Source organism: Chryseobacterium sp. HR92, from assembly GCF_045689405.1.
Taxonomy (GTDB): domain Bacteria; phylum Bacteroidota; class Bacteroidia; order Flavobacteriales; family Weeksellaceae; genus Chryseobacterium; species Chryseobacterium viscerum_A.
This window is the reverse complement of sequence record NZ_CP139139.1, coordinates 1,924,939-1,947,354: the sequence shown is the minus strand read 5'-3', so window position 1 is coordinate 1,947,354 and position 22,416 is coordinate 1,924,939. Positions and strand designations below refer to the sequence as shown.

General features: G+C 36.6%; 23 protein-coding genes. 11 read left to right on the top strand and 12 right to left on the bottom strand.

From position 1 onward, the window contains the following. Positions 1-301: 301 nt before the first annotated feature. Entirely contained in the window at positions 302-2,521 is a 2,220-nt protein-coding gene (locus SFA27_RS08650) for an NADP-dependent isocitrate dehydrogenase (protein WP_407297684.1), read from the top strand. 212 nt (positions 2,522-2,733) lie between these two features. Here the strand turns inward: SFA27_RS08650 and SFA27_RS08645 are convergent, their stop codons facing one another. Further along, positions 2,734-3,069 (bottom strand): helix-turn-helix domain-containing protein, encoded by a 336-nt coding sequence (locus SFA27_RS08645; protein ID WP_047377604.1) that lies wholly within the window; start codon positions 3,067-3,069, stop codon positions 2,734-2,736. A gap of 102 nt (positions 3,070-3,171) precedes the next feature. Here SFA27_RS08645 and SFA27_RS08640 point away from each other — a divergent pair, with 102 nt between their 5' ends. The 7 genes from SFA27_RS08640 (at position 3,172) to SFA27_RS08610 (ending at position 8,841) form a co-directional block, all read left to right on the top strand. Further along, on the top strand, positions 3,172-3,918 hold the full coding sequence (locus tag SFA27_RS08640; protein WP_407297681.1) for an SDR family oxidoreductase: 747 nt from the start codon (positions 3,172-3,174) through the stop codon (positions 3,916-3,918). Between the two features lie 171 nt (positions 3,919-4,089). After that, on the top strand, positions 4,090-5,073 hold the full coding sequence (locus SFA27_RS08635; protein ID WP_407297679.1) for a heme-binding domain-containing protein: 984 nt from the start codon (positions 4,090-4,092) through the stop codon (positions 5,071-5,073). Continuing rightward, positions 5,070-5,513 (top strand): cytochrome P460 family protein, encoded by a 444-nt coding sequence (locus SFA27_RS08630; RefSeq protein ID WP_264517610.1) that lies wholly within the window; start codon positions 5,070-5,072, stop codon positions 5,511-5,513. Before SFA27_RS08635 ends, SFA27_RS08630 begins: the two co-directional genes overlap by 4 nt. Before the next feature lie 80 nt (positions 5,514-5,593). Continuing rightward, positions 5,594-6,607 carry a sensor histidine kinase gene (locus SFA27_RS08625; RefSeq protein ID WP_264517609.1) on the top strand — a complete coding sequence of 338 codons (1,014 nt, stop codon included), beginning with the start codon at positions 5,594-5,596 and terminating at the stop codon, positions 6,605-6,607. Next, positions 6,588-7,346: a LytTR family DNA-binding domain-containing protein gene (locus SFA27_RS08620; protein WP_047377609.1), complete on the top strand. Its 759-nt coding sequence runs from the start codon at positions 6,588-6,590 to the stop codon at positions 7,344-7,346. Before SFA27_RS08625 ends, SFA27_RS08620 begins: the two co-directional genes overlap by 20 nt. Positions 7,347-7,629: 283 nt before the next feature. Next, a complete protein-coding gene (locus SFA27_RS08615) occupies positions 7,630-8,403 on the top strand; it encodes a thioredoxin family protein (protein ID WP_264517607.1) in 774 nt (257 codons plus the stop codon). 45 nt (positions 8,404-8,448) lie between these two features. Further along, positions 8,449-8,841 carry a DoxX family protein gene (locus SFA27_RS08610; protein ID WP_407297676.1) on the top strand — a complete coding sequence of 131 codons (393 nt, stop codon included), beginning with the start codon at positions 8,449-8,451 and terminating at the stop codon, positions 8,839-8,841. Positions 8,842-9,154: 313 nt separating this feature from the next. Here SFA27_RS08610 and SFA27_RS08605 read toward each other — a convergent pair whose 3' ends face one another. The 4 genes from SFA27_RS08605 to SFA27_RS08590 all read right to left on the bottom strand — a co-directional run bounded on the left by SFA27_RS08605 (position 9,155) and on the right by SFA27_RS08590 (position 12,817). After that, positions 9,155-10,147, bottom strand: a complete 993-nt coding sequence (locus SFA27_RS08605; RefSeq protein WP_047377612.1) for an MBL fold metallo-hydrolase — start codon at positions 10,145-10,147, stop codon at positions 9,155-9,157. Between the two features lie 96 nt (positions 10,148-10,243). Beyond that, positions 10,244-11,245 (bottom strand): aldo/keto reductase, encoded by a 1,002-nt coding sequence (locus tag SFA27_RS08600; RefSeq protein ID WP_264517605.1) that lies wholly within the window; start codon positions 11,243-11,245, stop codon positions 10,244-10,246. Positions 11,246-11,331: 86 nt separating this feature from the next. Continuing rightward, the gene (locus SFA27_RS08595) at positions 11,332-12,237 is read right to left on the bottom strand and encodes an AraC family transcriptional regulator (RefSeq protein WP_047377614.1); all 906 of its coding nucleotides are present in this window, start codon (positions 12,235-12,237) and stop codon (positions 11,332-11,334) included. Between the two features lie 115 nt (positions 12,238-12,352). Beyond that, positions 12,353-12,817: a hypothetical protein gene (locus tag SFA27_RS08590; RefSeq protein WP_264517603.1), complete on the bottom strand. Its 465-nt coding sequence runs from the start codon at positions 12,815-12,817 to the stop codon at positions 12,353-12,355. A 515-nt stretch (positions 12,818-13,332) separates the two neighbouring features. Between SFA27_RS08590 and SFA27_RS08585 the strand changes: the two genes are divergently transcribed. Next, positions 13,333-13,620 (top strand): GNAT family N-acetyltransferase, encoded by a 288-nt coding sequence (locus SFA27_RS08585; protein ID WP_047377616.1) that lies wholly within the window; start codon positions 13,333-13,335, stop codon positions 13,618-13,620. Here SFA27_RS08585 and SFA27_RS08580 read toward each other — a convergent pair whose 3' ends face one another. Beyond that, a complete protein-coding gene (locus tag SFA27_RS08580) occupies positions 13,621-14,772 on the bottom strand; it encodes an MBL fold metallo-hydrolase (RefSeq protein WP_407297672.1) in 1,152 nt (383 codons plus the stop codon). A gap of 261 nt (positions 14,773-15,033) precedes the next feature. Here SFA27_RS08580 and SFA27_RS08575 point away from each other — a divergent pair, with 261 nt between their 5' ends. Continuing rightward, complete coding sequence (locus SFA27_RS08575) at positions 15,034-16,428, top strand: S41 family peptidase (protein ID WP_407297670.1); 1,395 nt, start codon at positions 15,034-15,036, stop codon at positions 16,426-16,428. Between the two features lie 43 nt (positions 16,429-16,471). Here SFA27_RS08575 and SFA27_RS08570 read toward each other — a convergent pair whose 3' ends face one another. The 5 genes from SFA27_RS08570 to SFA27_RS08550 form a co-directional block, all read right to left on the bottom strand. Next, positions 16,472-17,062 carry a hypothetical protein gene (locus tag SFA27_RS08570; RefSeq protein WP_407297668.1) on the bottom strand — a complete coding sequence of 197 codons (591 nt, stop codon included), beginning with the start codon at positions 17,060-17,062 and terminating at the stop codon, positions 16,472-16,474. Between the two features lie 14 nt (positions 17,063-17,076). Beyond that, positions 17,077-17,586, bottom strand: coding sequence for an RNA polymerase sigma factor (locus SFA27_RS08565; RefSeq protein WP_407297666.1), 510 nt, complete (start codon positions 17,584-17,586; stop codon positions 17,077-17,079). Between the two features lie 266 nt (positions 17,587-17,852). Continuing rightward, positions 17,853-18,671, bottom strand: coding sequence for a hypothetical protein (locus tag SFA27_RS08560; protein WP_407297664.1), 819 nt, complete (start codon positions 18,669-18,671; stop codon positions 17,853-17,855). An 8-nt stretch (positions 18,672-18,679) separates the two neighbouring features. Then, on the bottom strand, positions 18,680-19,189 hold the full coding sequence (locus SFA27_RS08555) for an RNA polymerase sigma factor (RefSeq protein WP_047377619.1): 510 nt from the start codon (positions 19,187-19,189) through the stop codon (positions 18,680-18,682). 146 nt (positions 19,190-19,335) lie between these two features. Further along, the gene (locus SFA27_RS08550; protein WP_264517598.1) at positions 19,336-20,964 is read right to left on the bottom strand and encodes an NADP-dependent glyceraldehyde-3-phosphate dehydrogenase; all 1,629 of its coding nucleotides are present in this window, start codon (positions 20,962-20,964) and stop codon (positions 19,336-19,338) included. Positions 20,965-21,135: 171 nt separating this feature from the next. Here SFA27_RS08550 and tpx point away from each other — a divergent pair, with 171 nt between their 5' ends. Beyond that, positions 21,136-21,705, top strand: a complete 570-nt coding sequence (gene tpx / locus SFA27_RS08545) for a thiol peroxidase (RefSeq protein ID WP_407297662.1) — start codon at positions 21,136-21,138, stop codon at positions 21,703-21,705. Between the two features lie 55 nt (positions 21,706-21,760). On the opposite strand, the gene SFA27_RS08540 is transcribed toward tpx, so the two are convergent. After that, on the bottom strand, positions 21,761-22,366 hold the full coding sequence (locus SFA27_RS08540; RefSeq protein ID WP_407297661.1) for a hypothetical protein: 606 nt from the start codon (positions 22,364-22,366) through the stop codon (positions 21,761-21,763). Between the last annotated feature and the right edge of the window lie 50 nt (positions 22,367-22,416).

Here is a 22,416-nt window from a genome sequence, read left to right as displayed (position 1 = left end):
ATATTTATTTTTTTAGTTTTTCAAATTTAATCAAAAAAGAAAATTTTTCCAGTCTTATTATGGTTAAATTAATCTTAAAGTAAAAATAAAAACCACCCATCTGATAATCAGACTTAAAATATAATTCCTTATAAGTCTGCAGCCTGAAAAAAAATAATGATGCAACCTGGAACTATACAATTACACAGATATAAAATTAAAGAGTCAAAAGCCTCTTTTTTTTATGGAAATATCTCAAATAAAACAATGATATTTACTAAATTTGTGGGACTTAAAATTTCAAATAAAAAATTACAGTATAATGTCAGAAAAATCAAAAATCTATTACACACTTACTGATGAAGCTCCAATGCTGGCTACTCACTCGTTTTTACCTATTGTAAAAGCTTTTACTAAATCAGCAAATATCGAAATCGCGGTTCCGGATATTTCTTTGGCAGGAAGAATTCTAGCAAACTTCCCTGAGTTTTTAAAAGACGACCAAAAAATCAGTGATGCTCTGGCTCAACTAGGAGAATTGGCGACTCAACCTGACGCTAATATCATTAAGTTACCTAACATTTCTGCTTCTGTACCTCAATTGGATGCAGCTATTGCTGAACTGCAAGGTAAAGGTTTCGCGGTTCCAAACTATCCTGCAGAGCCTAAAAATGACGAAGAAAAAGCAATCAAAGCTAAATATGCGAAAGTATTAGGAAGTGCTGTAAACCCTGTATTAAGAGAAGGAAACTCTGACAGACGTGCTCCAAAAGCTGTTAAAAACTATGCAAAAGCCAACCCTCACAGAATGGGTGACTGGGCGTCTGACAGCAAAACTGACGTAGCTCACATGAACAATGGTGATTTCTACGGTACAGAAAATTCTACAACATTAGAAAATGCAACAAAATACAGAATCGTATTCAAAGGAAACGATGGTTCTGAATCTGTATTAAAAGACTTCGCAGGTCTTCAGGCTGGTGAAGTCATTGATTCTTCTGTAATGAACTTAAATGCATTAAAAGCATTCGTTCAGGAGGCTATTGAGGAAGCTAAGAAAAGAAATGTACTTCTTTCTGCCCACCTTAAAGCAACCATGATGAAAATCTCTGACCCAATTATTTTCGGGGCTATCGTTGAGACTTTCTTCAAAGAAGTATTTACTAAATATGCTGAGACTTTCAAGTCTTTAGACATCAATCCAAATAACGGTCTTGCTGATCTTTTCGATAAAATCAAAGGAAATGCTCAGGAAGCTGACATCAAAGCTGATATTGAAGCTGCTTTGGCAAACGGACCTAGAGTGGCAATGGTAAATTCTGATAAAGGAATTACTAACTTCCACGTACCTTCTGACATCATCGTTGATGCATCTATGGCTGCTCTTGTAAGAGGTGGAGGTAAAATGTGGAACAAAGACGGAAACGAAGAAGATACAGTTTGTATTATTCCAGACCGTTCTTATGCAGGTTTCTATCAGTCTGTAATTGACGATATGAAAGCGCACGGAAAATTAGATCCTACAACAATGGGATCTGTTCCAAACGTTGGATTAATGGCTCAGAAAGCTGAAGAATATGGTTCTCACGACAAAACTTTCCAGTTATCTGCTGACGGAACTGTAGAAGTTCAGGATGAAGCAGGAAATGTTCTTCTTTCTCAGAAAGTTGAAAAAGATGATATCTTCAGAATGTGCCAGACTAAAGATGCTCCTATCCAGGACTGGGTAAAACTAGCGGTAAACAGATCAAGATTATCTGATACTCCGGCCATCTTCTGGTTAGACAAAGGAAGAGCTCACGACAGAGAAATCATCAAGAAAGTAGAAAAATATCTTGCTGATCATGATACAACAGGTCTTGACATCAGAATCCTTGATGTAAAAGATGCAATGACTGAAACACTTAAGAGAGCAAGAGAAGGAAAAGACACCATCTCTGTTTCAGGAAACGTATTAAGAGATTATTTAACAGACCTTTTCCCAATCCTTGAGCTTGGTACTTCTGCAAAAATGCTTTCTATTGTTCCATTAATGAATGGTGGTGGTTTATTTGAAACAGGTGCCGGAGGTTCTGCTCCAAAACACGTTGAGCAGTTCTTAGAAGAAGGATACTTAAGATGGGATTCTTTAGGTGAATTCTTAGCACTTCAGGCTTCTTTAGAGCACTTGGCACAAACTCAGGGGAATACAAAATCTCAGATTTTAGCTGATGCACTGGATGAAGCAAATGCTAAATTCTTAGCAACAGACAAGTCTCCTGCAAGAAAAGTAGGTCAGATTGACAACAGAGGTTCTCACTTCTATTTAGCAATGTATTGGGCTGAAGCGTTAGCTAACCAGACTGCTGATGCTGAATTGGCTGCTCAGTTTGCTCCTGTTGCTCAGGCAATGCAGGAAAACGAAGAAGTAATCAATGCTGAATTAATTGGTGCTCAGGGTAAACCTCAGAACATTGAAGGATACTACAAAACTGATACGTATAAAACGTATGCAGCAATGAGACCTAGCACAGTTTTAAATGAAATCATTGACGGAATTTAATTGTTCGTTTTGATATAGATTAAAAGCTCCTTTTTTAAAGGGGCTTTTTTTGTTTAACCACCCCGTCAAAAATTCTTTGAATTTTTGCCATCCCTCCAAGGGAGGGGAATACTAAGTACATATTTACTCATCAAGGTCGGCACATCCCTAATCCCTAATCCCTAATCCCTAATCCTAATCCCTAATTCCTGCAACCTAACACCTTCTATCTGCTACCTATCCTCCACAATCACTCTCCTATGTTCTCTTCCCCAATTAATCATCTCCTGAATGATGTTTCCAAAGGTTCTGCAGTATTCTGTGGGTTCATATTCTATTAAAACAGGAGTTTCCGGGTAAACGGTACGTTTTAAGAGTTTATTCAGCTCCATGTCTTTCAGTTCTTTTGAAAGCATTCTGGTAGTAATTCCGGGAATACTGCGTTCAATTTCCCTGAAGCGTCTGTTACCGTTACAAAGTGAGTTGATCACCGGAATCCGCCATTTCCCTCCGATAAAATAAAGGGTATCCTGCAGGGCTCTAAGCTCTTCTGTCTGATCTCTTTCCATAGTTGCAAAGTTAAGTGATATCATTCATGATACTGGTATACTCTGTGATACTGATTACAAAAGTATACCATTTTGAAATAACTTTGTCAAAAAAATTTTACAATGAAAAAATTCAGTAACAAACTGGCTATCGTAACAGGAGGAAACAGCGGAATAGGATTCGCTGCAGCAAAAGAACTTATTTCAGAAGGAGCAACCGTAATTATTACCGGAAGACGAAAAGAGGTGGTGGAAAAGGCAGCTCAGGAAATCGGTGCTGTTCCGTTCATTGCAGATCAGGCTAATCTTGAAGACATAGATCTGTTGAAGAAACAAGTAGAGGAAAAATTTGGTAAAGCAGATATTCTGTTTATTAATGCAGGCATTACAGGAACTCTGACACCTATTGAAAATATGGATGTAGAAAATTTTGATCAGGTGATGAATATTAATTTCAGAGGTGCTTATTTTACATTAAGCAAATTTATTCCTTTATTGAATGACGGAGCTTCTGTCATCTTTTTATCTTCTATTGTTGCTTCTACCTACAAGCCCAACAGTTCGGCATATCAGGCAAGCAAGGCAGCATTAAACTCAATTGCCAAAACGGCGGCAGCAGAATTAGCTCCAAAAAAAATCAGAGTGAACATGATAAGCCCGGGACCTATAAAAACCGAAATCATGAGTAAGGCCGGACTGGATGAAGAGACATTGAAGAATATCAACAGCCAGCTTGTAGATCAGATTCCAATGAAGAAAATGGGAACCGCTGAAGAAGTCGCTCAACTGGTTACTTATTTATCAGATAATCAGCTTTCAGGATTTATCACAGGTACTGAAATTGTGATAGATGGTGGCATTACTTTATAAATGATAGATTCCATCGAATCCCGGTAAAACAATTGCCGGGATTTTTCATGTGTATTTTCAGGGTTAAAAATTCCGGATTCACCTTTTGATTTGTCCAACTCGGCCTGTTTTCCGTTTTACAGCACGCACTACCCGCCTACTTTTGAATCAGAAAATAAAAACAATACTCATATGGATACCACAAAGAAAAAAAGAAATCCCATTGCCATCATATTTCTGGCTATGCTAGGAGTTTTAGGAGGCCTGCAGTTATTCAGCCAACCTTTGGAAGGAAAACCGGTTACAGGAAAAATTGAAGCACCGAGGGAAGTCATTAGTATTCTTGAAAACTCATGTTTCAACTGTCATTCCAATCAGCAGAATCTAAGCTGGTATGATAAAATTGCTCCTGTTTCCTGGGCTGTCAATAAAGATATTAAAAGAGCCAGAGAAGTCCTGAATTTCTCAGAATGGGAAAAGTTGTCTCCAGCTGAACATCAGGGAAAAATGTATGCTATTCTCAATATGATGCAAAGTGGAAAAATGCCTCTTCATGAATACACTCTTCTGCATCCTTCGGCAAAGATTACAGCAAAAGATATTGAAACGATTAAAAAATATACACTTTCATTATCCTCAGCAAACCCATCAGCTCAAAAAAAGATTGAAACACCTCAGGCCTCATCCATTGTACCTATTCCGGCATCAACAAAATTTCCGGTTTCCCCCAATGGAGTTCAATACACCCCTGATTTCAAAAACTGGAAAGTCATCAGTATGAGTACTCTTTTTGACAATTCCATCCGCGTGATCTATGGAAATGACATCGCTGTAAAAGCTGTGGAAACAGAGAACTTTCACCCGTGGCCAGACGGAAGCATTGTGGTAAAATCTGTATGGAAACAACAGGTGTTGCCTGACGGAGAAATCAGACCCGGAAAATTTATCAATGCACAATTTATGGTAAAAGATTCCAGACAATATAAAGATACTGAAGGTTGGGGATTTGCAAAATTCTCCGGCTATGATCTCCATCCAACCGGAAAAACAGCTTCTTTCGCCAAAGAATCATGTATTGCCTGCCACAGACAGCTGGCAGAGAAAACAGGGTATCTGTTTGATGTTCCAATGAAAGTAAATACTCAAAGATTAATCCAAAATTTACAGAAAAAATGAAAAATACAATTCTGATCTTATTGGTAAGCCTGGTTTCTCTTACCGCTTGCAGCAAAGAAAATAATGATACAAATAATGGGCTTTCAAGGGTTGTTTTTGACCCGGGTCATCTCAAATTTATTTCCAATTCTTTAAACCCTAAGAGAGAAACGATGTCCGCTTTATACGGAAATGAAAAAGCATTGGAATCTTTATCAAAGGAAAGCCAGACACCGGAAGCAGGTGCTGTTATGAAACTGGTAACCTGGAAGTATCATGATAATCCTCAATATATTGGCGGAACAATCACCGGAGAACTGGTAAGTATTGAAACTGTTCAGGCTGATCATCTTGGAAATATATCTTATGATCTAAAAAATGATCTGCCACAAAACAGCTCTCCTGATAAAGAAGAAAGAATACAATATTTTATGAGTTACCAACCTGTAAACAGGCCGTAATAAAAAACTCCGATTTCACTATTTATCATAATATTTTCAATAAAAAACATTAATTTAACTTTTTCAAATCAGCGGATTTCATGCAACAGCAAAAAATAAAAATCTCACCAGCCATTATCTGGATAAGCTCTATTTTCCTGGGAGTTTTATCTTCTGTACCTCAGCTGGCTTCTCATGCATTCAACTGGAAAGAAGCAGTAGTCAATTCAGCGATTACAGCAGCTTTCTCCGTCATCATGTGGTATCTCAATATTTATATGCTGAACCGTACTGGAAAACGCAGACAGCATATTTCCTACTCAAGATTGATGGTGGTACTGGCTTTCGGAATGGTGATTATGTTTGCGCTTGCCTGGATTCAGCAGCTTATTTTATCTCATATCAATTTTGGTCCGGTAATGCTGATGGTCGAAGTAAGAGGAATTTTAATCAACCTGGTATGCTATATGTTTCTAACACTGCTTCAAAATAACTATACAGGCCAGCAGATACAGCTTGAACTGGAAAAGGTAAAAAGTGACAATCTTGGGGCTCAGTATGAATTATTGAAACAACAGATCAATCCACATTTTCTCTTCAATAGCCTGAATACATTAAAATTAATGGCAGAAACGCATGACGAAGAAACAGTTGATTTCATTGTAAAACTTTCTGACTTTTACCGATTTACTCTCGAAAGCAGAAAACTGGACCTCATCAGTGTACAGGAAGAAATGAAAATCGTAGATTCTTATCTTTTTCTTCAGAAAGCCCGTTTTGGAGTAGGAATTAAATTTACCAACGAGCTTGGAAAGGAATCAGCTCAAACCCTTATTCCTCCCTTCACTCTTCAGCTTTTGGTGGAGAACTGCATCAAGCACAATATTGTTTCACAAAGTAAACCTTTACATATTAAAATCTATACCGCTGGCGCTCAAATTGTAATTGAAAATCCTATACAGCGAAAGATAAATACAGAAGACTCTCTGGGAGTTGGACTTGACAATATTAAAATGCGTTACAAACACTTACTGGAAAAGGAAATTACAATTAACTCAGACGAAAAAATCTTTCAGATAAAACTACCATTAATTCATGAATATCATCATTATTGAAGACGAATTCAGGGCCGCAAAATCCCTTCAGAATTTAATTTCAGATTTAAAACCGGACTCAAAGATACTGGGAGTTTATGACAGTATCGAAACAAGTATTGAAGGCTTAAAGGAGCTCAAGCCTGATCTTATTTTTATGGATATCCATCTTTCGGACGGACTTTCATTTGAGATTTTTAAATCAGTAGACATCACATGCCCTGTGGTTTTCTGTACCGCCTTTGATCAGTATATGCTGGATGCTTTTAAGAGCAAGGGTGTTGATTATGTTTTAAAACCATTTTCCAAAGAAGATATTGCTGAAGCTCTGAGAAAAGTTGATGAACTGAAAAAATTCTTTCAGAAGAATGATCTGCCGGATTTAGAATCCATTATACAAAAAATCGCTCAGCCTTCCGGTAAAAGCAGTTTTCTGGTTTTTAAAAATCAGAAATATACAACGATTCCTACGGATGATATTGCTTATTTCTATATCCATAATGAAATAACCCATTTGGTAACCTTCGGCAAAGAGCAGTTTTCCCTTAGTCAGCCTTTGGGACAAGTCGCGGAACAGGTCTCTGATAAACAATTCTTCAGGGTCAACAGGCAATATCTTGTTAATTTTAAAGCCATTAAAGAGATGGAGCATTATTTTCAGCGTAAAATACTGGTAAAACTCACCATTGAAACTCCCGAAAAGCTTCTCATTAATAAAGAAAAAACGCATAGTTTCTTTACTTGGCTGGAAGACAGGTAAATGAGTAAGGAAGTTTGGGGCTGGGAGCTGTTCTAATCTATAGAAGTTTAAAAAAAATAAATGATAACCCTGATTGAAATAATCAGGGTTTTTCTATTTGATTCTGATACTTTATTAGAAAACGCTATTCCTATCAAAGACCTGGAGTACTTCCAGCCTCCCTCTTCCCCTATAAAAAATCCCCTTCACAATTTCCGGGTTTACCTTTCAATTTGTCCGGTTAACCTTTTTTTGTATTCTTCTGCCTTTCCAGAGTATCTACTTTTGAATCAAATTAAAAGACATGATACTAAAAAACTTAATCACGGTAAGCGCTTTTACCACATTATTATTTGCTACTTCAGCATTTATTCACCAAGATAAAATCCAAAAGACAGTACAGCATCCAACCACAGAAAACGGTTTTGCTGTTTTGGAACTCTTCACTTCAGAAGGCTGCTCCAGTTGCCCACCAGCAGATGAACTGATGGGAAAAATTGAAAAAGAATATAAGGACGAACCTGTTTACCTTCTCTCCTACCATGTGGATTACTGGAACCGCCTCGGATGGAAAGACAGATTCAGCACTGCTGAGAACTCACAACGGCAACAGCAGTACAGCCGTATCTTAAATTCACAGGTTTATACTCCACAGTTGGTTGTCAATGGAAAAGCGGAATTTGTAGGGTCTGATGAAAACAATATCAAAAATGCAATCCGGAAAGCCTTATTTAATTCTAAAAAAACAAATATAGAACTATCGGCAACTCTTTCTCAACAGGAAATCAAGGTACAGTATAAAACCTCTGACACTGATCCTAAGAATATGCTTCTCATTAATCTGGTTGAAAAACATTCTTCCACTCAGGTAGGTAAAGGTGAAAATGAAGGCCGCCATCTGCACCACTGGCAGATTGTTCATAAGCAAAATCAGATCTCACTGAATAAACAGCCGGTAGGAACAACAACCTTTAAGCTTCCCGACGGCTTTTCTCCTGAAAACTGGGAGGTCATAGCTTTTATTCAAAATCCAAAAACAGGAAATACATCAGGATCAGCAAAAACAATCTTCAAATAACGTTTACACAAAACAGTAATAATAACAACTAAAAATAATACTACAATGAAAACAAAAACAACAAAAATCATCTATTGGGCAGGAGCTATTTTTATATCATTATGGTTTGGAGCCAGCGGTTTCTTTGAACTGACAAAAAACCCTGTCGTTTGGGACATCACCCAACAGCTTGGCTATCCTCCTCATTTCATTTATATACTGGGTGTTTTTAAAATTTCAGGTGTTCTTGTTCTTCTGCTTCCCAACAGATTACTGAGGCTGAAAGAATGGGTATTTGCAGGAATGTTTTTCGATATCCTCTTTGCTTTCTTCTCAAAAATAGCAGTACTGGGTTTTTCGTCTACAATAGATGCAATAGTTGCTTTTTCTGTACTTACAATTACTTATCTGATGTTCAGAAAACTGTATTCTCCTGAGTTGATATTTGGAGAGGCTTGATAATGATAAAACTCTAATTTTTTCTTATGTTGAAACAGATCCTCCCATTGTCCGGGAGAATCTGTTGTTTTAGTTGAATGATGAATAAGTTTTGACTGAAGCCGGATGAGTACTGTTTTTGAAAGCGGACTAAAGTCCGCTGCTATTGATTGTATTGCATATATGATTTATTTGCCCCCCCGTCAAAAATTCTTTGAATTTTTGCCACCCCTCCGGAGGAGGGGAATACTGAGCGCATATTTATTAATCCTGGTCAGAGCATCCCTAATTCTTAATCCCTAATCCCTGCAACCTATTATCTAAACCCTATTACCTAATTCATAAAACTTTCCGGAAACCATTCAAATGCACCAGATTTTGTTTTTGTAAAGCCCAGACCCGGCCATGGCAAATGACAGGCAATTGCTCTGGTTTTAGTATCTGCCAATTGTCTCAGCAGTTTTTTCCTTGAAGTTGTTGCAATATCCAGATCGGTGTCTCCAAAGTAGCCCCACTCAGGATGTGGAAAAAGGATTATATCGGAATGAATCAAATCGGCAATGTAGATCAGCTTTTCATTCCCTGAGGAGATAGTTGTTACTGTTAAACCCGGAGTATGACCGGGAGCCAGCTGAAAACTGAAAGAATCGTACAGTGGATTGTTTAGATCATAAAATTTCAGTTTCGGCTGAATCGTTTTCAGAATGTTTTGAACAGCAGGGATAATCTGATTAAGCAGTTCAGGCTGTTTTTTCAAAGCACTATTATCAAAATCCTTTATAGTAGCTTTCATCCAAAAATCATGTTCAATTTTTGAAATGAAAATATTGGCGTTCGGAAAAACCAGATTTTGTTTCTTATCAACGACACCGCCAATATGATCGGGGTGGGCATGGGAAATAAAAACATCAGTAATATCTTTTGCCGAGAAGCCTGCTTTTTGGAGGCTTTTTAATAAAAACCCGGTCCTCTCATCAGCAAAAATGCCCATTCCGGTATCAAACAAGATGAGTTTATTCTTTGTTTTAACCAATAGAATATTCATGGCCATATCAATATAATTCTCCGGTCTGAAATTATCTTTAAGAATTGATTTCAGCTCAGCAACAGTTCCTCTGGGAGCAAATGCATTGAGATTTTCTTCATGAATATATCCGTCTGTAAGAACAAAAAGTTCTAATTCTCCAAGCTTCAGTTTTTTAAAGCCGGAAAGATCATCACCTGTCTTTTCAGATGTTTTTGGAGTTTCTGCCAGTACACTGGAAAAAGGAATCATACTTAATGTTCCTGCCAATAAACCATTCTTTAACAGTTCTCTTCTGTTCATAATTTAGTTTTTTTCATATTATACATTCCTCCTTGAGAATAATAACAAAAAACTGAGCTCCATCATAAGCAGGAACTCAGTTTTTTATAATAGTCTTTAATTGTTTACCAGTTTCATTGAACCTTCAGTATATCTTTCTCCCACATTCGGATATTTTTTCAGAATGGCATCAATAGTATCCAGATCTGATTGGGAAAGTTCAATATTGACGGCTGCAATATTTTCTTCCAGGTATTTAATTCGTTTGGTACCCGGAATCGGGATGATATCATCTCCCTGATTCAATACCCAGGCCAGGGCAAGTTGAGTTCCTTTTACTCCTTTGGAAGCAGCAAATTCATTAATCTCGTTGGCCAGTTTGGTATTATTTTCAAGATACTCCTGCTGATAGCGCGGTAAAGATTTTCTGAAGTCATCATCCCCCAGGTTCTGTACATCATAAATATTGGTAAAAAGACCTCTTGCCAACGGTGAATAAGGTACTAAAGAAATTCCCAGTTCTCTGATAGTTGGTAAAATTTCTTTTTCAACATCCTTTGTAAGGATAGAATATTCTGACTGTAATGCTGCAATCGGATGAATTTTATTAGCTTTTCTGATAGATTCTGCTGAAGCTTCGGATAATCCGATATACTTCACTTTGCCCGCTTTTACCAGCTCTGCCATTGCACCTACTGTTTCCTCTACCGGAACATTGGGATCTACTCTGTGAGCATAGTACAGGTCAATAGTATCTATTTTTAATCTTTGAAGACTTAAATCTACTGCCTTTCTGATCCATTCCGGAGAACCGTCAAAATAAGTTCCGGGAGCTCCGCTGTGGCTTGCTTTACCATCTTTAAACCTGAAACCGAATTTGGTTGCAATAAAAATCTTATCCCTGTTCGGAACCAAAACTTTAGAGATTAGTTTTTCGTTTTCTCCATTGGCATACATATCTGCCGTATCCCAGAAGTTAACGCCTAAATCCAAAGCTCGGTGTAAAGTATTGATACTTTCCTGTTCATCTGTAGGACCATAAGCAAAGCTCATTCCCATACATCCTAAACCAATTGCTGATAACTGTTCGTCTGTGTTTCCTAATTTTTTAAATTTCATGATAGGTATGATTTAATTTTATAAGACAAAATTAGAACATGAAAGGACTAATTCTGATATAGAATTCAAACCAAGAATTATAAAATTCAAACAATATCCATTCTTAGGGCATTAGGAGTAATTCCGGTTTGTTTTTTAAAGTAATTGGTAAAATAAGCGGGTTCTTCAAAGCCTAATCCGTAGGCGATTTCAGCAACATTCCAGTCTGTATGTTTCAGTAAAGCATTGGCTTCCTGAATAATTCTTCCTGTAATCTGCTGGCTGGTTGTTTTTCCTGTGATTTCTTTTACAGAACGGTTTAAAGAATTCACATGTATGGAAAGACTCTGAGCATAGTCATTGGGGGTTTTTAATTTTAAAAAGGCTTCAGGGCTGTCAATTGGAAATTGTCTTTCCAGAAGTTCCATAAATAAGGAAGCAACCCGCTGTGAAGCATTCTGATAAGGCTCAAAACTTTCTGCCGGCTGCATTCTCATGGTTTCGTGAATCATCAGGTGAAGGTAAGCTCTCAGCATATCATATTTGTGAATATAATCCGACTGAATTTCCGTCATCATTTTCGTATAAATATCAGAAAGTATCCTCTGCTGTTCTTCGTCCACAAAGAAAACCGGAGTTCCACCAATCTTGAACAGCGGGGAATCCTGAAGGTTTCCCATTCGGCTTCCATTATGTAAAAACTGATCGGTAAACAGACAAAACCAGCCTTTCTGGTCTTCATCATCTGCTTCCCAGGAATAAGGAATAATAGGATTTGAAAACAATAAAGCAGGCCGGTCTACTTTAATCCATTTATCAGCATAATGTAATTTTCCTTTTCCTATGATCAGTGAAATCTTATAATAATCTCTTCTGCTATAGGGAGTCAACGGAGAACAATATTCCCGTGAAAATACATTGAAGTGCCCCATCCTGCTGACTCCAATACACTGTGATGCCAGATTGGGAGCATTCCTTTCATAAAAACCTTTAAGTGACTCGTGTGATTCCATAGATCAAAGTTATAAAATTCAAACAAATTAAATAACAATAATATTTGAGGCCGGAAAAATAAAATGACTGACAAGATGCCAGCCATTTAAAAGTGAATATATAGTTGATAATGCTTTAATCCCAATCATCATCGTGGCCATGCCCACGACCGTGATGTTTAGATTGCTTTTTATAGTATTTTTCCTGATTTTTATAATATTTCTCCTGTTGTTTACGATATTTTTTATAATCGTTCTTATTTCTGCCGTAAACAATCACAGGGTTTTGACCTCTATAATATTTCTTTTTAAAAATGATATATTTTTCTCTACCCAGAATTCTTTCCAACTCCGAATAACGGTCGTTTCTCCATCTTCCCGGTTCTACCACATACACCCTGTTCCATGTGTCATAGTCACGATATCGGTCATTGAGTACATAAATCTGGTTTGCCTGTGTTGTAGACAGCAACAGATCAGCAACAACTCTTTGCCAGTTAACATCCGAAATACTCCTTCTGTAATCATTGTAATAATCTGACTGGGCATAACTCAAACTAAATGTCCCAACCAGAAATGCTGTTAAAAGTAACTTTTTCATTTCATTCCCCTTTTAAATTAAACATGATGATATAGTCAATTAAAGTGCCAAATCTTAATTGTAAATCCTAATATTTATTTAAAAAAAGCATAAACAACTGATTATCTTCCAAATACATTATAATTTTTCATGAAATTATTACATGTTAATCACCCTGAAATTATAATCAGAATACAATTCATTTCGTTAAACAGAGGTTTATGACAATCAGTAAATTAGAATTAAATTCGGGATTTTAAAGAGTAATATTGTAAGTCTTGGCTAAAGCCAATGGATGTTTTTTAAAGTCTGGCTGGGCTAAAGCCCACCCCTATTGAATTTTATTAACAACATCATTTATCATTTATCATTTATCTTTTATCTTTTATCTTTTATCTTTTAATCATTATGTTATAAATTTCGTTAAGATTCCCGAAAACTATTATTTCATATTATTTAATTTCGTAATTTTAGTGGAGAGAATGTTTTTTGGAAATTCTCCGAATTATTTTTTATCAACCAAATCTTACATTATCATGGAAAATATAAAGTTTCAGGTATCTCCATATCAGGATGAATTGCAGCTCTTTATTGATGGAAAAAAGGCAGGTTATATGTCTATAGAGGTTGACGGAAGATTGCTTATTGTGTATTATACGAAACTTGATGAAGAGCGTGAAGGAAAAGGATACGCCAAACTATTGCTGGATGAGCTGGTACGCTACGCGGAGGAAAAAGATTTGCTTGTAGATCCGGAATGTGATTTTGTGCGACAACAGTTTGAAAATCATCCTGTGAGATATAAAGACATCTGGCATGCCTGATCAGTCTTCCCACCAGGCTGTAAATTGCTGTTCATGCTGATTCAGATCTACTACCTCTCCGATCATCGGAGTGAGGATATTCAATCCTTTTTCTTTTCCTAGAGCAGTTATCTTTTGTAAAGGTTCATTCCATGGGTGAAGTGCGAGTGCAAATTTTGCTGCGTGAACAGGAATGATACGTTCTGTATTGAGATCAATACCAGCCTGAATAACATCTTCCGGCAGTGTATGAATGTATTTCCATGCTTCCCCATATTGTCCGTTCTCAAGAATTGCATAATCAAAAGGACCATATTGTTCACCAATTGTTTTAAAGTGAGTATCATAACCACTGTCTCCTCCTAAGAAAATCTTCTTTGTAGGTGTTATCAGAACATAGGAGCTCCACAGGGTATCATTCTTCCTGGTTCTTCTACCCGAAAAATGTCTGGCAGGGGTAAAAACAATTTTTATATCATTTTTCAGATTCACCTCAGTTCCCCATTCTTCTTCAATCATCGAGTTTTCAGCATATCCCCATCTTTCCAGATGCGCTCCCACTCCCAAAGGTAAGATAGCCATCCCCGTTCTGTCTTTGATAGATTTTACAGTCGGGTAATCCAGATGGTCAAAATGATCATGGGTTATTACCAGATAATCCACATTGGGAATATCTTCAGGTTTAAAGATATCTGATCCTTTAAAAGCTTTGTTAAAGTATTTGAAAGGTGAACCATATAAACTCAATACAGGATCAATCAGGAACGAAATACCATCTGTCTGCAGATAATAAGATGAATGTCCCAGCCAGATAAACACATCCTGATTTTTGTCTCTGTTTTTTAAATCAGTATGAAGAGATGGAATTTTTTTCAAAGGCTTCAAAAGTGGATCTTTTTTTCCTAAAAAGAAATCATAAATCACTTTCGACATTTTGTAGCCTTCTGTAATGGAAGGAGTATGGCTGATATTCTGGAATTGCTTCCTTTTATAGAGTTTTGACTGCCTGATGCGTTTCAGCCTCTTTCCTTTTGGCACCCCGCCAAATGCCTTCATATTGATCACTATAAAAAAAGTAACTGTCAAAACAGCGATAGTCGTAATAATCCAGTAAATCATCTGTACAAAATAAACATCAAATGTATTGACTTTTGCCTTTAAATGAAAATTCATTCAGTTTCAGTGCATTTTTTAACTAAATTTATCATGTATTTTGGAAAATTTATTAGTCATTTAAGTCATGATTAATTTTAAACTTTCTATTTTAGCACCCTAAAAAACTCAGATCTATTGAAAAATTATTCGGTAATATTTCTTCTCGCAATACTTTCGTCTTGTGCCTCTATAAGGAAACACAACGAACAGCGGGCTTCATGTATTCCACCGGAGCAACTCAAAGAGGATGTGGACTTTGCATATTCAAAATTACAGCAAATGCACCCTCAATTATATTGGTATATTCCCAAGAAGGAATTGGACCATAAATTTGACAGTCTTAAACAGACTCTTACTGAATCTCTTACTCCTCTTCAGTTTTATTTTAAACTTCAGCCGGTTATTGCAGGAATCCGTGAAGGGCATCTTTCATTGAGAATTCCCAGAAAGAAGTTTACAAAAAGGGAGTTTAAAAGACTGGAACATCAGAAAGGAATGTTCAGCCGTTTTGAATATTATATATCAGGTGATCAGATGTATATCATTCAAAACAGAGATTCTATTGAGCATATACAACCCGGAACTGAAATTCTATCAATCAACAATATTCCTGTTTCGGATTATATAAAGAAATACAGAAGTCTGATCAGCAGTGATGGTGATAATACGACTTTTCATCCTTATTTTTTAAAAGATCTTTTCTTTAATTTTTATACTGCAGAGAACGGTTTTGGAAGTAAAGCAATTCTTGAAACACTTTATCAGGGTGAAAAAAAATCCTATACATTAAGCAGAGAAATAAAATCTGACTCTGATCTTGAGAAGGATAAGGAAATGAAGAAAAAAACACTGGAAAAGAAACTGAACGATTATGTAGCTTCAAGTAATTCTTATAACAGAAGTTTTAAATTCCTGGATAAAGACAGCACTATTGCTTATATAAAGGTACAAAGTTTCTCCAGAGATTATTCTGATGAATTTTATAAAAAGACCTTTGCCAAGATCAATGAGGCCAAAGCTCCCTACCTCATCATAGATGTCCGAAATAACTATGGAGGCTCTCTCTATGAGATCAATAACCTGTATTCCTATTTAGCGGACGCTCCTTTTACCCTGATCAAACCTTCTCAGGTCACATCAAGAGATACTCCACTGCGCACAAATTATTTCAGAAAAAGTAATCCTTTAGAATACGCTCTTAAAAGTATTGCCTATCCAAGTTATTTCTTCGCACAGGCTTTCAGTACGTATAAAAAAGACGGAAAGGTTTTCTATAAAATGAAAGCTGATAAACCTACAAAGCCTAATAAACAAGCTTTCCACGGAAAAGTTTTTGTATTGATCAACGGAGGAAGCTTCTCTGCATCTTCTATTATTACCGCCAAGCTTAAGAATGATAAAAGGGCAACTCTTGTAGGTGAAGAAACTGGTGGTGCCAATGACGGAACAGTTGCAGGTTTCTATTCTTATCAGAAACTGCCTAATTCTGAGATCAGGTTCCCTATCGGATTACTTCTGGTACAGCCCAATATCAAGTTTTCAGACTCACGGAAAGGTGTTATTCCTGATGTAGTGGTTACTGAAAGCATGCAGGATATCATTGACAGAAAAGACCCGCAGCTGGATTGGATAAAAAATGAAATTGCTAAAGAAAAAGACCATAAAGGACAATAATTTATAAAGATTTTGGCGGGCTTTCGGCCCGCCAAAATCTTATCTATTTTTTCAACTCTTCCAAAAGATTTTCAATATGCTGCATGTATCTTCCGTAATAACGATGAAACCAGAATTTCCCGGCCAGGTAGAGTAAAAATAATCCTCCAATCACAGAACCGATTAAGATCACTGCAATTTTTAGTTCACTCAAAGGCTTTGGCCATGGGATAAATTCCAGGACAATCAATATTTCACATACCAGAAAGGGAGCAAAACTGATGTAATATGAAAGATAATACTGTTTATTCAGATTCAGCTGCATCACCAGATCTTTCAGAGAATCGTAGGTCTTAGGTGCAGTATTACTGATTTCGTTATAGAGTTTAAAGAATTTACTGAAGAAGAAAACGGTAACAATAAGCATGGAGGCAATTAAAACCGTTATATACAATTGCAATTTAAATGGCCTGCAGACTGAGCAAACCAAAAAAGCAAAAACAAAAATCCCTATCACCCACCAAAATTCCACACGCATGTTTTTACGTATTTTTTCAAGGGGAAGATTCAGTTTATTTCTTTGCTCTATACTTATTTCCGGAGTTTCCTCCATAATATCTTCATTCCAGGTGTTTTTCAATTCATCGATATTCATTGGATTACTGATTTTTAATGTTTGTTGGTTTTTATTTGGCTTAAGATATATTTCAGTTTATTTTTTGCTCGGTTCATTTTCACTCTTGCATTTCCTTCAGAAATTCCCATCTGTTCTGCAATCTGCTTTCCGGAAAAATCTTCCAGATAGTAAAATATAAAGGCTTTATCAATGGGATTGAGCTGATGAATAGCTTTATACATTTCAGCCAGGCGCTCTTCTTTGCGGTAATCATAGTCTTCCTGCACAATGATATGATTGGAAAAATCTTCACGGGCAATAAAGCTTCTTCTTTTTTCTGATTTAAGGAAAATAATGGCCGTGTTCAAAGCAATTCTGTATAGCCATGTTGAAAATTCGCTTTCACCTCTGAAACCAGGAAATGCTTTCCAGAGCTGATAGGTAATCTCCTGAAAAAGATCATCCCGGTCATCTTTTTCAGTCATGTACATTTTAGAAATCTTAAATAGGATTCCTTTATGCTGTTCAATTTGACTTATAAACTCTTGTTCTAATGAGATCATGATTTGTTACTCTATAGAGTTAGTTTTCATTTAAAAAAATTGTTACAGTATTTTACAAAAGAAATAAAAAAACCCGACAGAAAAATACTGCCAGGCTCTCATTGTGTGTTTTTATAGGTTTACTATTTTGAGAATAGTATTGTATTATAAATCAATTATTTAATATTTTTTCACAGTTAGTAGAATAAAACAAGAAATGTTACATTTCTTAATAAAAAAAACCTGACAGGTTATCTGTCAGGTTCTTCTGTATTTAAATTAAACTTCTAGTTCAGTTTATTTAAGGCTCTTTGTAAGGATCCTATATCAAGAAGGTTCAGCTTGGCACCGGCTATGATGACAATCAAAAAAACGAGTGTCAAAAATAAAATGATAAAAACATACATTGAAACAAACCATATAACGGTATTCAGAATATTTCCTTTAATGCCCATTTTATTCATGAAAAATTTCTGTGAACGCTCAAACCATGTTTTTTTCTTTTCGGGTCTGGGGCTTATTTCAATCTCGTTAAGTTCATCTACCAAACGTACTACATCATCAATATACCTTCCGTACATATAATAGATCCAGTATTTTATGATAAAAGCAATCAAGAGCAGGGTAATCAGAAGGCTGATCCCGAAGATGGCCAGGTTATATTCCATCTCAAAATGGAAATTAATTCTGATCAGAGAGAGAAGAAACCCAAGAGGGATATAGGAAACATAATAAGCTATATAGATTTCTTTTGATATGAGCAGCTGGCTTTTAAGATTGAACAAATCATAATTTGTATTGATACTATTCTTTTGAAGCAGCTTATACAATTTCAGAAAACGTGAATAAAAATAGACGATAATAACAATGGTCAGGATTGTGACAAATGCGGATATAATTTTAATATTAGAATCGGCAGAAGCAAACGGGAAATTGGTCAAAAGTAAAGGCAGCGTTACAATCATCAGCCAAAACTCAGTTTCCATATTCACTTTCAGCATTTGCAACGGGGAATGTATTTCCTTCTGTTTTTCAAGAGAAATTTCAGGAGATTCCTGTCCTGTATCTTTATTCCAAAGTTCTTTAAAGTTTTCTAACTCCATCATTTTATCTTTTAATAAGAACCTGCTCTTTGTTTGGTAATGATCTCTTTCAGCTTTTCTTTTGCCCTTTTCAGCTTTACCCTTGTATTGACTTCAGTAATTCCCAGCTGAATGGCAATTTCTTTTCCCGAAAACCCTTCCAAAAAGAAAAATATAAGAGCTTTATCAATAGGACTCAGCTGGTGAATTGCTTCATACATCAGCTTCATATTTACATCATCCGTATCATTATAAGGTTCCTGGCGGGCACTCAGCCCATCTACATTCTGATTCTGTATAAAACTACGTTTTTTTTCACTTCGCAGGAAAACAATTGCTGTGTTTAGCGCAGTTCTGTACAGCCATGTGGAGAAATCACTCCTCCTTTGAAAATCACCGTATGATTTCCAGGCCTGGTAGATGATCTCCTGATAGAGATCATTCTGATCGTCCTTATTATCCATATACATTTTAGAGATCTTGAAAACAACACCTTTGTGCTTTTCTATTTTCTCTAAAAACTCTTTTTCCGGTGAAGACATGATTTACACACTGATCCTTAGATGATATTTCCAAAAACATCATCTTATTATAACACAAAACTCTAATTCCCGGCATTAAGTTAAAAAAATCCTCAATAAACAAAGAGATTTATTGAGGATTTTTATTTATGTTAAATACAAAATGATCAGAAAATATAATCTGTGCTTAAAAAATTGGAATCGTGTTCTCTGACAATAGTATTGAGTAATTCTTTATTGGACTCTGTAAGTTTTGCGGCTACCAATGACCGGATTGAGAATGAACGGAGTGCATCAAAAACAGAAAGCGTTCCTTCTGCACTGTCTTTTCTTCCGGTAAAAGGGAAAACATCCGGCCCTCTTTGTGCCTGGCAGTTGATATTAACACGGCTTACAAGATTCACGAATGGGTCGATCAGCTTTGCTACTTCCTGCGGATCTTCACTGAAAATACTTACCTGCATCCCGTGTGAAGCATTCACCTGATACTCTATAGGTTCTTCTATGTCTTCAAATGGAACAACAGGGATTACCGGACCAAACTGTTCCTCATGATAAAGTTTCATATCACTGTTTACAGGATAAACTACCGCCGGAAAAACAAAAGATTCATCCGTATAGCCTCCGTCTTTATTCAAAACGGCTGCTCCTTTCTGCAAAGCATCATCAATACATTCTTTCAAGTAAGGAGGTTTGTTGGCTTCCGGAAGCGGAGTTACTTTTACGTCTTTCTCCCATGGAAGTCCCGGTTTCAGAGCAGAAACCGCTTCACTCAATTTTTTTGTAAATTCTTCAGCTATTTCTTTCTGAACAAATATCAGTTTCAATGCTGTGCATCGCTGTCCGTTGAAGGAAAGCGCCCCTAAAATACATTCGCTCACCGCTACATCCAGATTTGCATTTTTGGTAACAATAGCTGCATTTTTCGCATCTAAGCTAAGAATTGCTCTTAAGCGGTTTACTTTCGGGTGTAGTTTTTTCAGTCCGTTAGCCACCTTGCTGGAGCCAATGAAGGCAAGAACATTCACTTTTCCGCTTTCCATGATTGGGGTGATAATTTCTGATCCTTTTCCATATAAAGTATTCACCGTTCCTTTCGGGAATGCTTCTTTGAAAGCTTCTAATAATGGATAGTGAGCCAACACCCCATGTTTCGGCAGTTTAAACAGAATCGTATTTCCCATAATCAAAGCGGGAATCAGGGTGGTAAAAATTTCGTTCAGAGGATAATTGAATGGTCCCATACTTAAAACCACCCCAAGCGGTGCTCTTCTGATCTGCGCAATGGTTCCTTCTGCCTGTTGAAAGCGGGAAGATTCTCTGTCCAGATCTTTCAGTGCATCAATGGTCTGATTGATATAATCTACAGTACGGTCAAATTCTTTGGTAGAATCAGCCAGCGTTTTCCCGATTTCCCACATCAGTAACCTAATGATAAGATCTCTTTGCTTGATCATCAGGTATACAAATTTCTGCATACATTTAATGCGTCCTTCTACAGACATTGTAGGCCATTCGCCCAATCCGTTATCATAAGCTTTTACACAGGCTTCAAGAACTTCCATAGCCTCATTTGGGCCAATGTTAGGAATACTTCCCAAAAGTTTTCTTTCTAATCCGTTTTCTGTAGGAATACACACCGGGGAATAGATTTCGGTGACATCTCCGTTCCACTCTACCAGTTCGCCATTCAAAAGATAAGTTCTCTGATGAATGACCGGAACTTTATATTCTTCCGGGATTTCATTTTCACCCTTAAAAATGTGATGGAATGATGCTGTATTTTCTGAACTCATAAATCTTTCTATTTTTTATGTGATAGGATTCTCCTTCTAAGGAGGTTTTGTTATATAAAGGTAAAAGTAAAATGTTTTGAAAAAAACAATCTGCTCATAGATTTAATCTATTTGAATTAAAATTAATCTCAGCTCCTGAAAAAAGAATAATTTAGCCTAAAAATAAATTTCATGTTTTCAAAATTAGTTTTCAGTACACTATTATTCTTCTCTGCAGTGGGCTTTGCACAAAAATCTAAAGCAATCAATACCGTTTTAATGGGAGGAAAAGAAGTACATACCTATGCAAAATTGCCGGCTCTGAACAAACCAGCTCCTAAATTTACCCTTACAGATGTGAATATGAATGATCAGACGTTGGATTCCTACAAAGGGAAGAATGTGATCTTAAATATCTTTCCTAGTGTAGACACTGGTGTTTGTTCGGCTTCTGTACACCATTTCAACGAAGAGGCAGGAAATCTTCCTAATACAGTAGTGCTGTGTATTTCCAAAGATCTTCCATTTGCACAGAAAAGATTCTGTGGTGCCGAAGGAATTAAAAATGTAATAATGCTTTCGGATTTCCGTTCAGATTTTGGATGGAACTATGGCGTGGAACTGGTAGATTCTGCCATGAAAGGTCTTCTGAGCAGAGCGGTTGTGGTAATAGATCCTTCCGGAAAGATCATCTATGAAGAGCAGGTGGCAGATATTTCTCACGAACCGAATTATGAAGCGGCTATTGCAGCTGTAAAATAATATATATTATTTTAATAAAGCTCCGGCGATCTTCGATCGCCGGAGCTTTATTTCCTTATCTTCTTTTCTTTTTAGTAGTAATCACTACTACTCCGTCTTTGGCTTTTTCACCATATTTTACAGAAGCAGAAGCTCCCTTAAGAATATTCATAGTTTTTATGAGATTTGGATCCAGCTCTTTTACTTTCTCATACTCACATATTTTTCCGTTTACTATATACAGCGGTTTGTATGCAGCTCCACTTGAAGGAGCTCCTCCAATTCTAAGTGTTTGGAAATGATCTGTATTTTGAAGCACCGGAGGAGAACTGATTACCTTTCCCATTGGCATTCCATTCTGTAGATTGATGACATTACTTTTAGTCGCGCATTCCTGTGCATTCACACTTACAATTCCTCCCGTTGTCAGCATGACACCAACCGCAAATTTTATCAACAAAGAATTGATATAGGAATAATTTAAATCTCTGTTGAGCTGTGATGGATTAAAATTTCCACAGATCTCTTCCGAAGTCCTCGAAAAAACATCTATAATTTCATCATCATCAGCTCTTCTAAAATCTCTAACTGTTTTGGAACAAACAGAACAGAACCTCCCTTTTTCATCTGGTGACATCGCATTCCAGTTTTCATGACAAGGTTTTGGTATCGTAATTTTCATAGTAAGCTTTTATTATAAAGATGAGCCAATGGCAGAAAAGGTTGGAAAGA

Excerpts from the sequence above, each read along its gene's own strand:
- SFA27_RS08585 (WP_047377616.1), top strand. The coding sequence starts at position 13,333 with ATGGAAAATATAAAGTTTCAGGTATCTCCATATCAGGATGAATTGCAG.
- SFA27_RS08595 (WP_047377614.1), bottom strand. The coding sequence starts at position 12,237 with ATGGAATCACACGAGTCACTTAAAGGTTTTTATGAAAGGAATGCTCCC.
- SFA27_RS08555 (WP_047377619.1), bottom strand. The coding sequence starts at position 19,189 with ATGTCTTCACCGGAAAAAGAGTTTTTAGAGAAAATAGAAAAGCACAAA.
- SFA27_RS08610 (WP_407297676.1), top strand. The coding sequence starts at position 8,449 with ATGAAAACAAAAACAACAAAAATCATCTATTGGGCAGGAGCTATTTTT.
- SFA27_RS08540 (WP_407297661.1), bottom strand. The coding sequence starts at position 22,366 with ATGAAAATTACGATACCAAAACCTTGTCATGAAAACTGGAATGCGATG.
- SFA27_RS08620 (WP_047377609.1), top strand. The coding sequence starts at position 6,588 with ATGAATATCATCATTATTGAAGACGAATTCAGGGCCGCAAAATCCCTT.
- SFA27_RS08575 (WP_407297670.1), top strand. The coding sequence starts at position 15,034 with ATGCACCCTCAATTATATTGGTATATTCCCAAGAAGGAATTGGACCAT.
- SFA27_RS08645 (WP_047377604.1), bottom strand. The coding sequence starts at position 3,069 with ATGGAAAGAGATCAGACAGAAGAGCTTAGAGCCCTGCAGGATACCCTT.
- SFA27_RS08560 (WP_407297664.1), bottom strand. The coding sequence starts at position 18,671 with ATGATGGAGTTAGAAAACTTTAAAGAACTTTGGAATAAAGATACAGGA.
- SFA27_RS08625 (WP_264517609.1), top strand. The coding sequence starts at position 5,594 with ATGCAACAGCAAAAAATAAAAATCTCACCAGCCATTATCTGGATAAGC.
- SFA27_RS08550 (WP_264517598.1), bottom strand. The coding sequence starts at position 20,964 with ATGAGTTCAGAAAATACAGCATCATTCCATCACATTTTTAAGGGTGAA.
- tpx (WP_407297662.1), top strand. The coding sequence starts at position 21,136 with ATGTTTTCAAAATTAGTTTTCAGTACACTATTATTCTTCTCTGCAGTG.
- SFA27_RS08630 (WP_264517610.1), top strand. The coding sequence starts at position 5,070 with ATGAAAAATACAATTCTGATCTTATTGGTAAGCCTGGTTTCTCTTACC.
- SFA27_RS08600 (WP_264517605.1), bottom strand. The coding sequence starts at position 11,245 with ATGAAATTTAAAAAATTAGGAAACACAGACGAACAGTTATCAGCAATT.
- SFA27_RS08570 (WP_407297668.1), bottom strand. The coding sequence starts at position 17,062 with ATGAATATCGATGAATTGAAAAACACCTGGAATGAAGATATTATGGAG.
- SFA27_RS08565 (WP_407297666.1), bottom strand. The coding sequence starts at position 17,586 with ATGATCTCATTAGAACAAGAGTTTATAAGTCAAATTGAACAGCATAAA.
- SFA27_RS08590 (WP_264517603.1), bottom strand. The coding sequence starts at position 12,817 with ATGAAAAAGTTACTTTTAACAGCATTTCTGGTTGGGACATTTAGTTTG.
- SFA27_RS08615 (WP_264517607.1), top strand. The coding sequence starts at position 7,630 with ATGATACTAAAAAACTTAATCACGGTAAGCGCTTTTACCACATTATTA.
- SFA27_RS08650 (WP_407297684.1), top strand. The coding sequence starts at position 302 with ATGTCAGAAAAATCAAAAATCTATTACACACTTACTGATGAAGCTCCA.
- SFA27_RS08605 (WP_047377612.1), bottom strand. The coding sequence starts at position 10,147 with ATGAACAGAAGAGAACTGTTAAAGAATGGTTTATTGGCAGGAACATTA.
- SFA27_RS08635 (WP_407297679.1), top strand. The coding sequence starts at position 4,090 with ATGGATACCACAAAGAAAAAAAGAAATCCCATTGCCATCATATTTCTG.
- SFA27_RS08640 (WP_407297681.1), top strand. The coding sequence starts at position 3,172 with ATGAAAAAATTCAGTAACAAACTGGCTATCGTAACAGGAGGAAACAGC.
- SFA27_RS08580 (WP_407297672.1), bottom strand. The coding sequence starts at position 14,772 with ATGAATTTTCATTTAAAGGCAAAAGTCAATACATTTGATGTTTATTTT.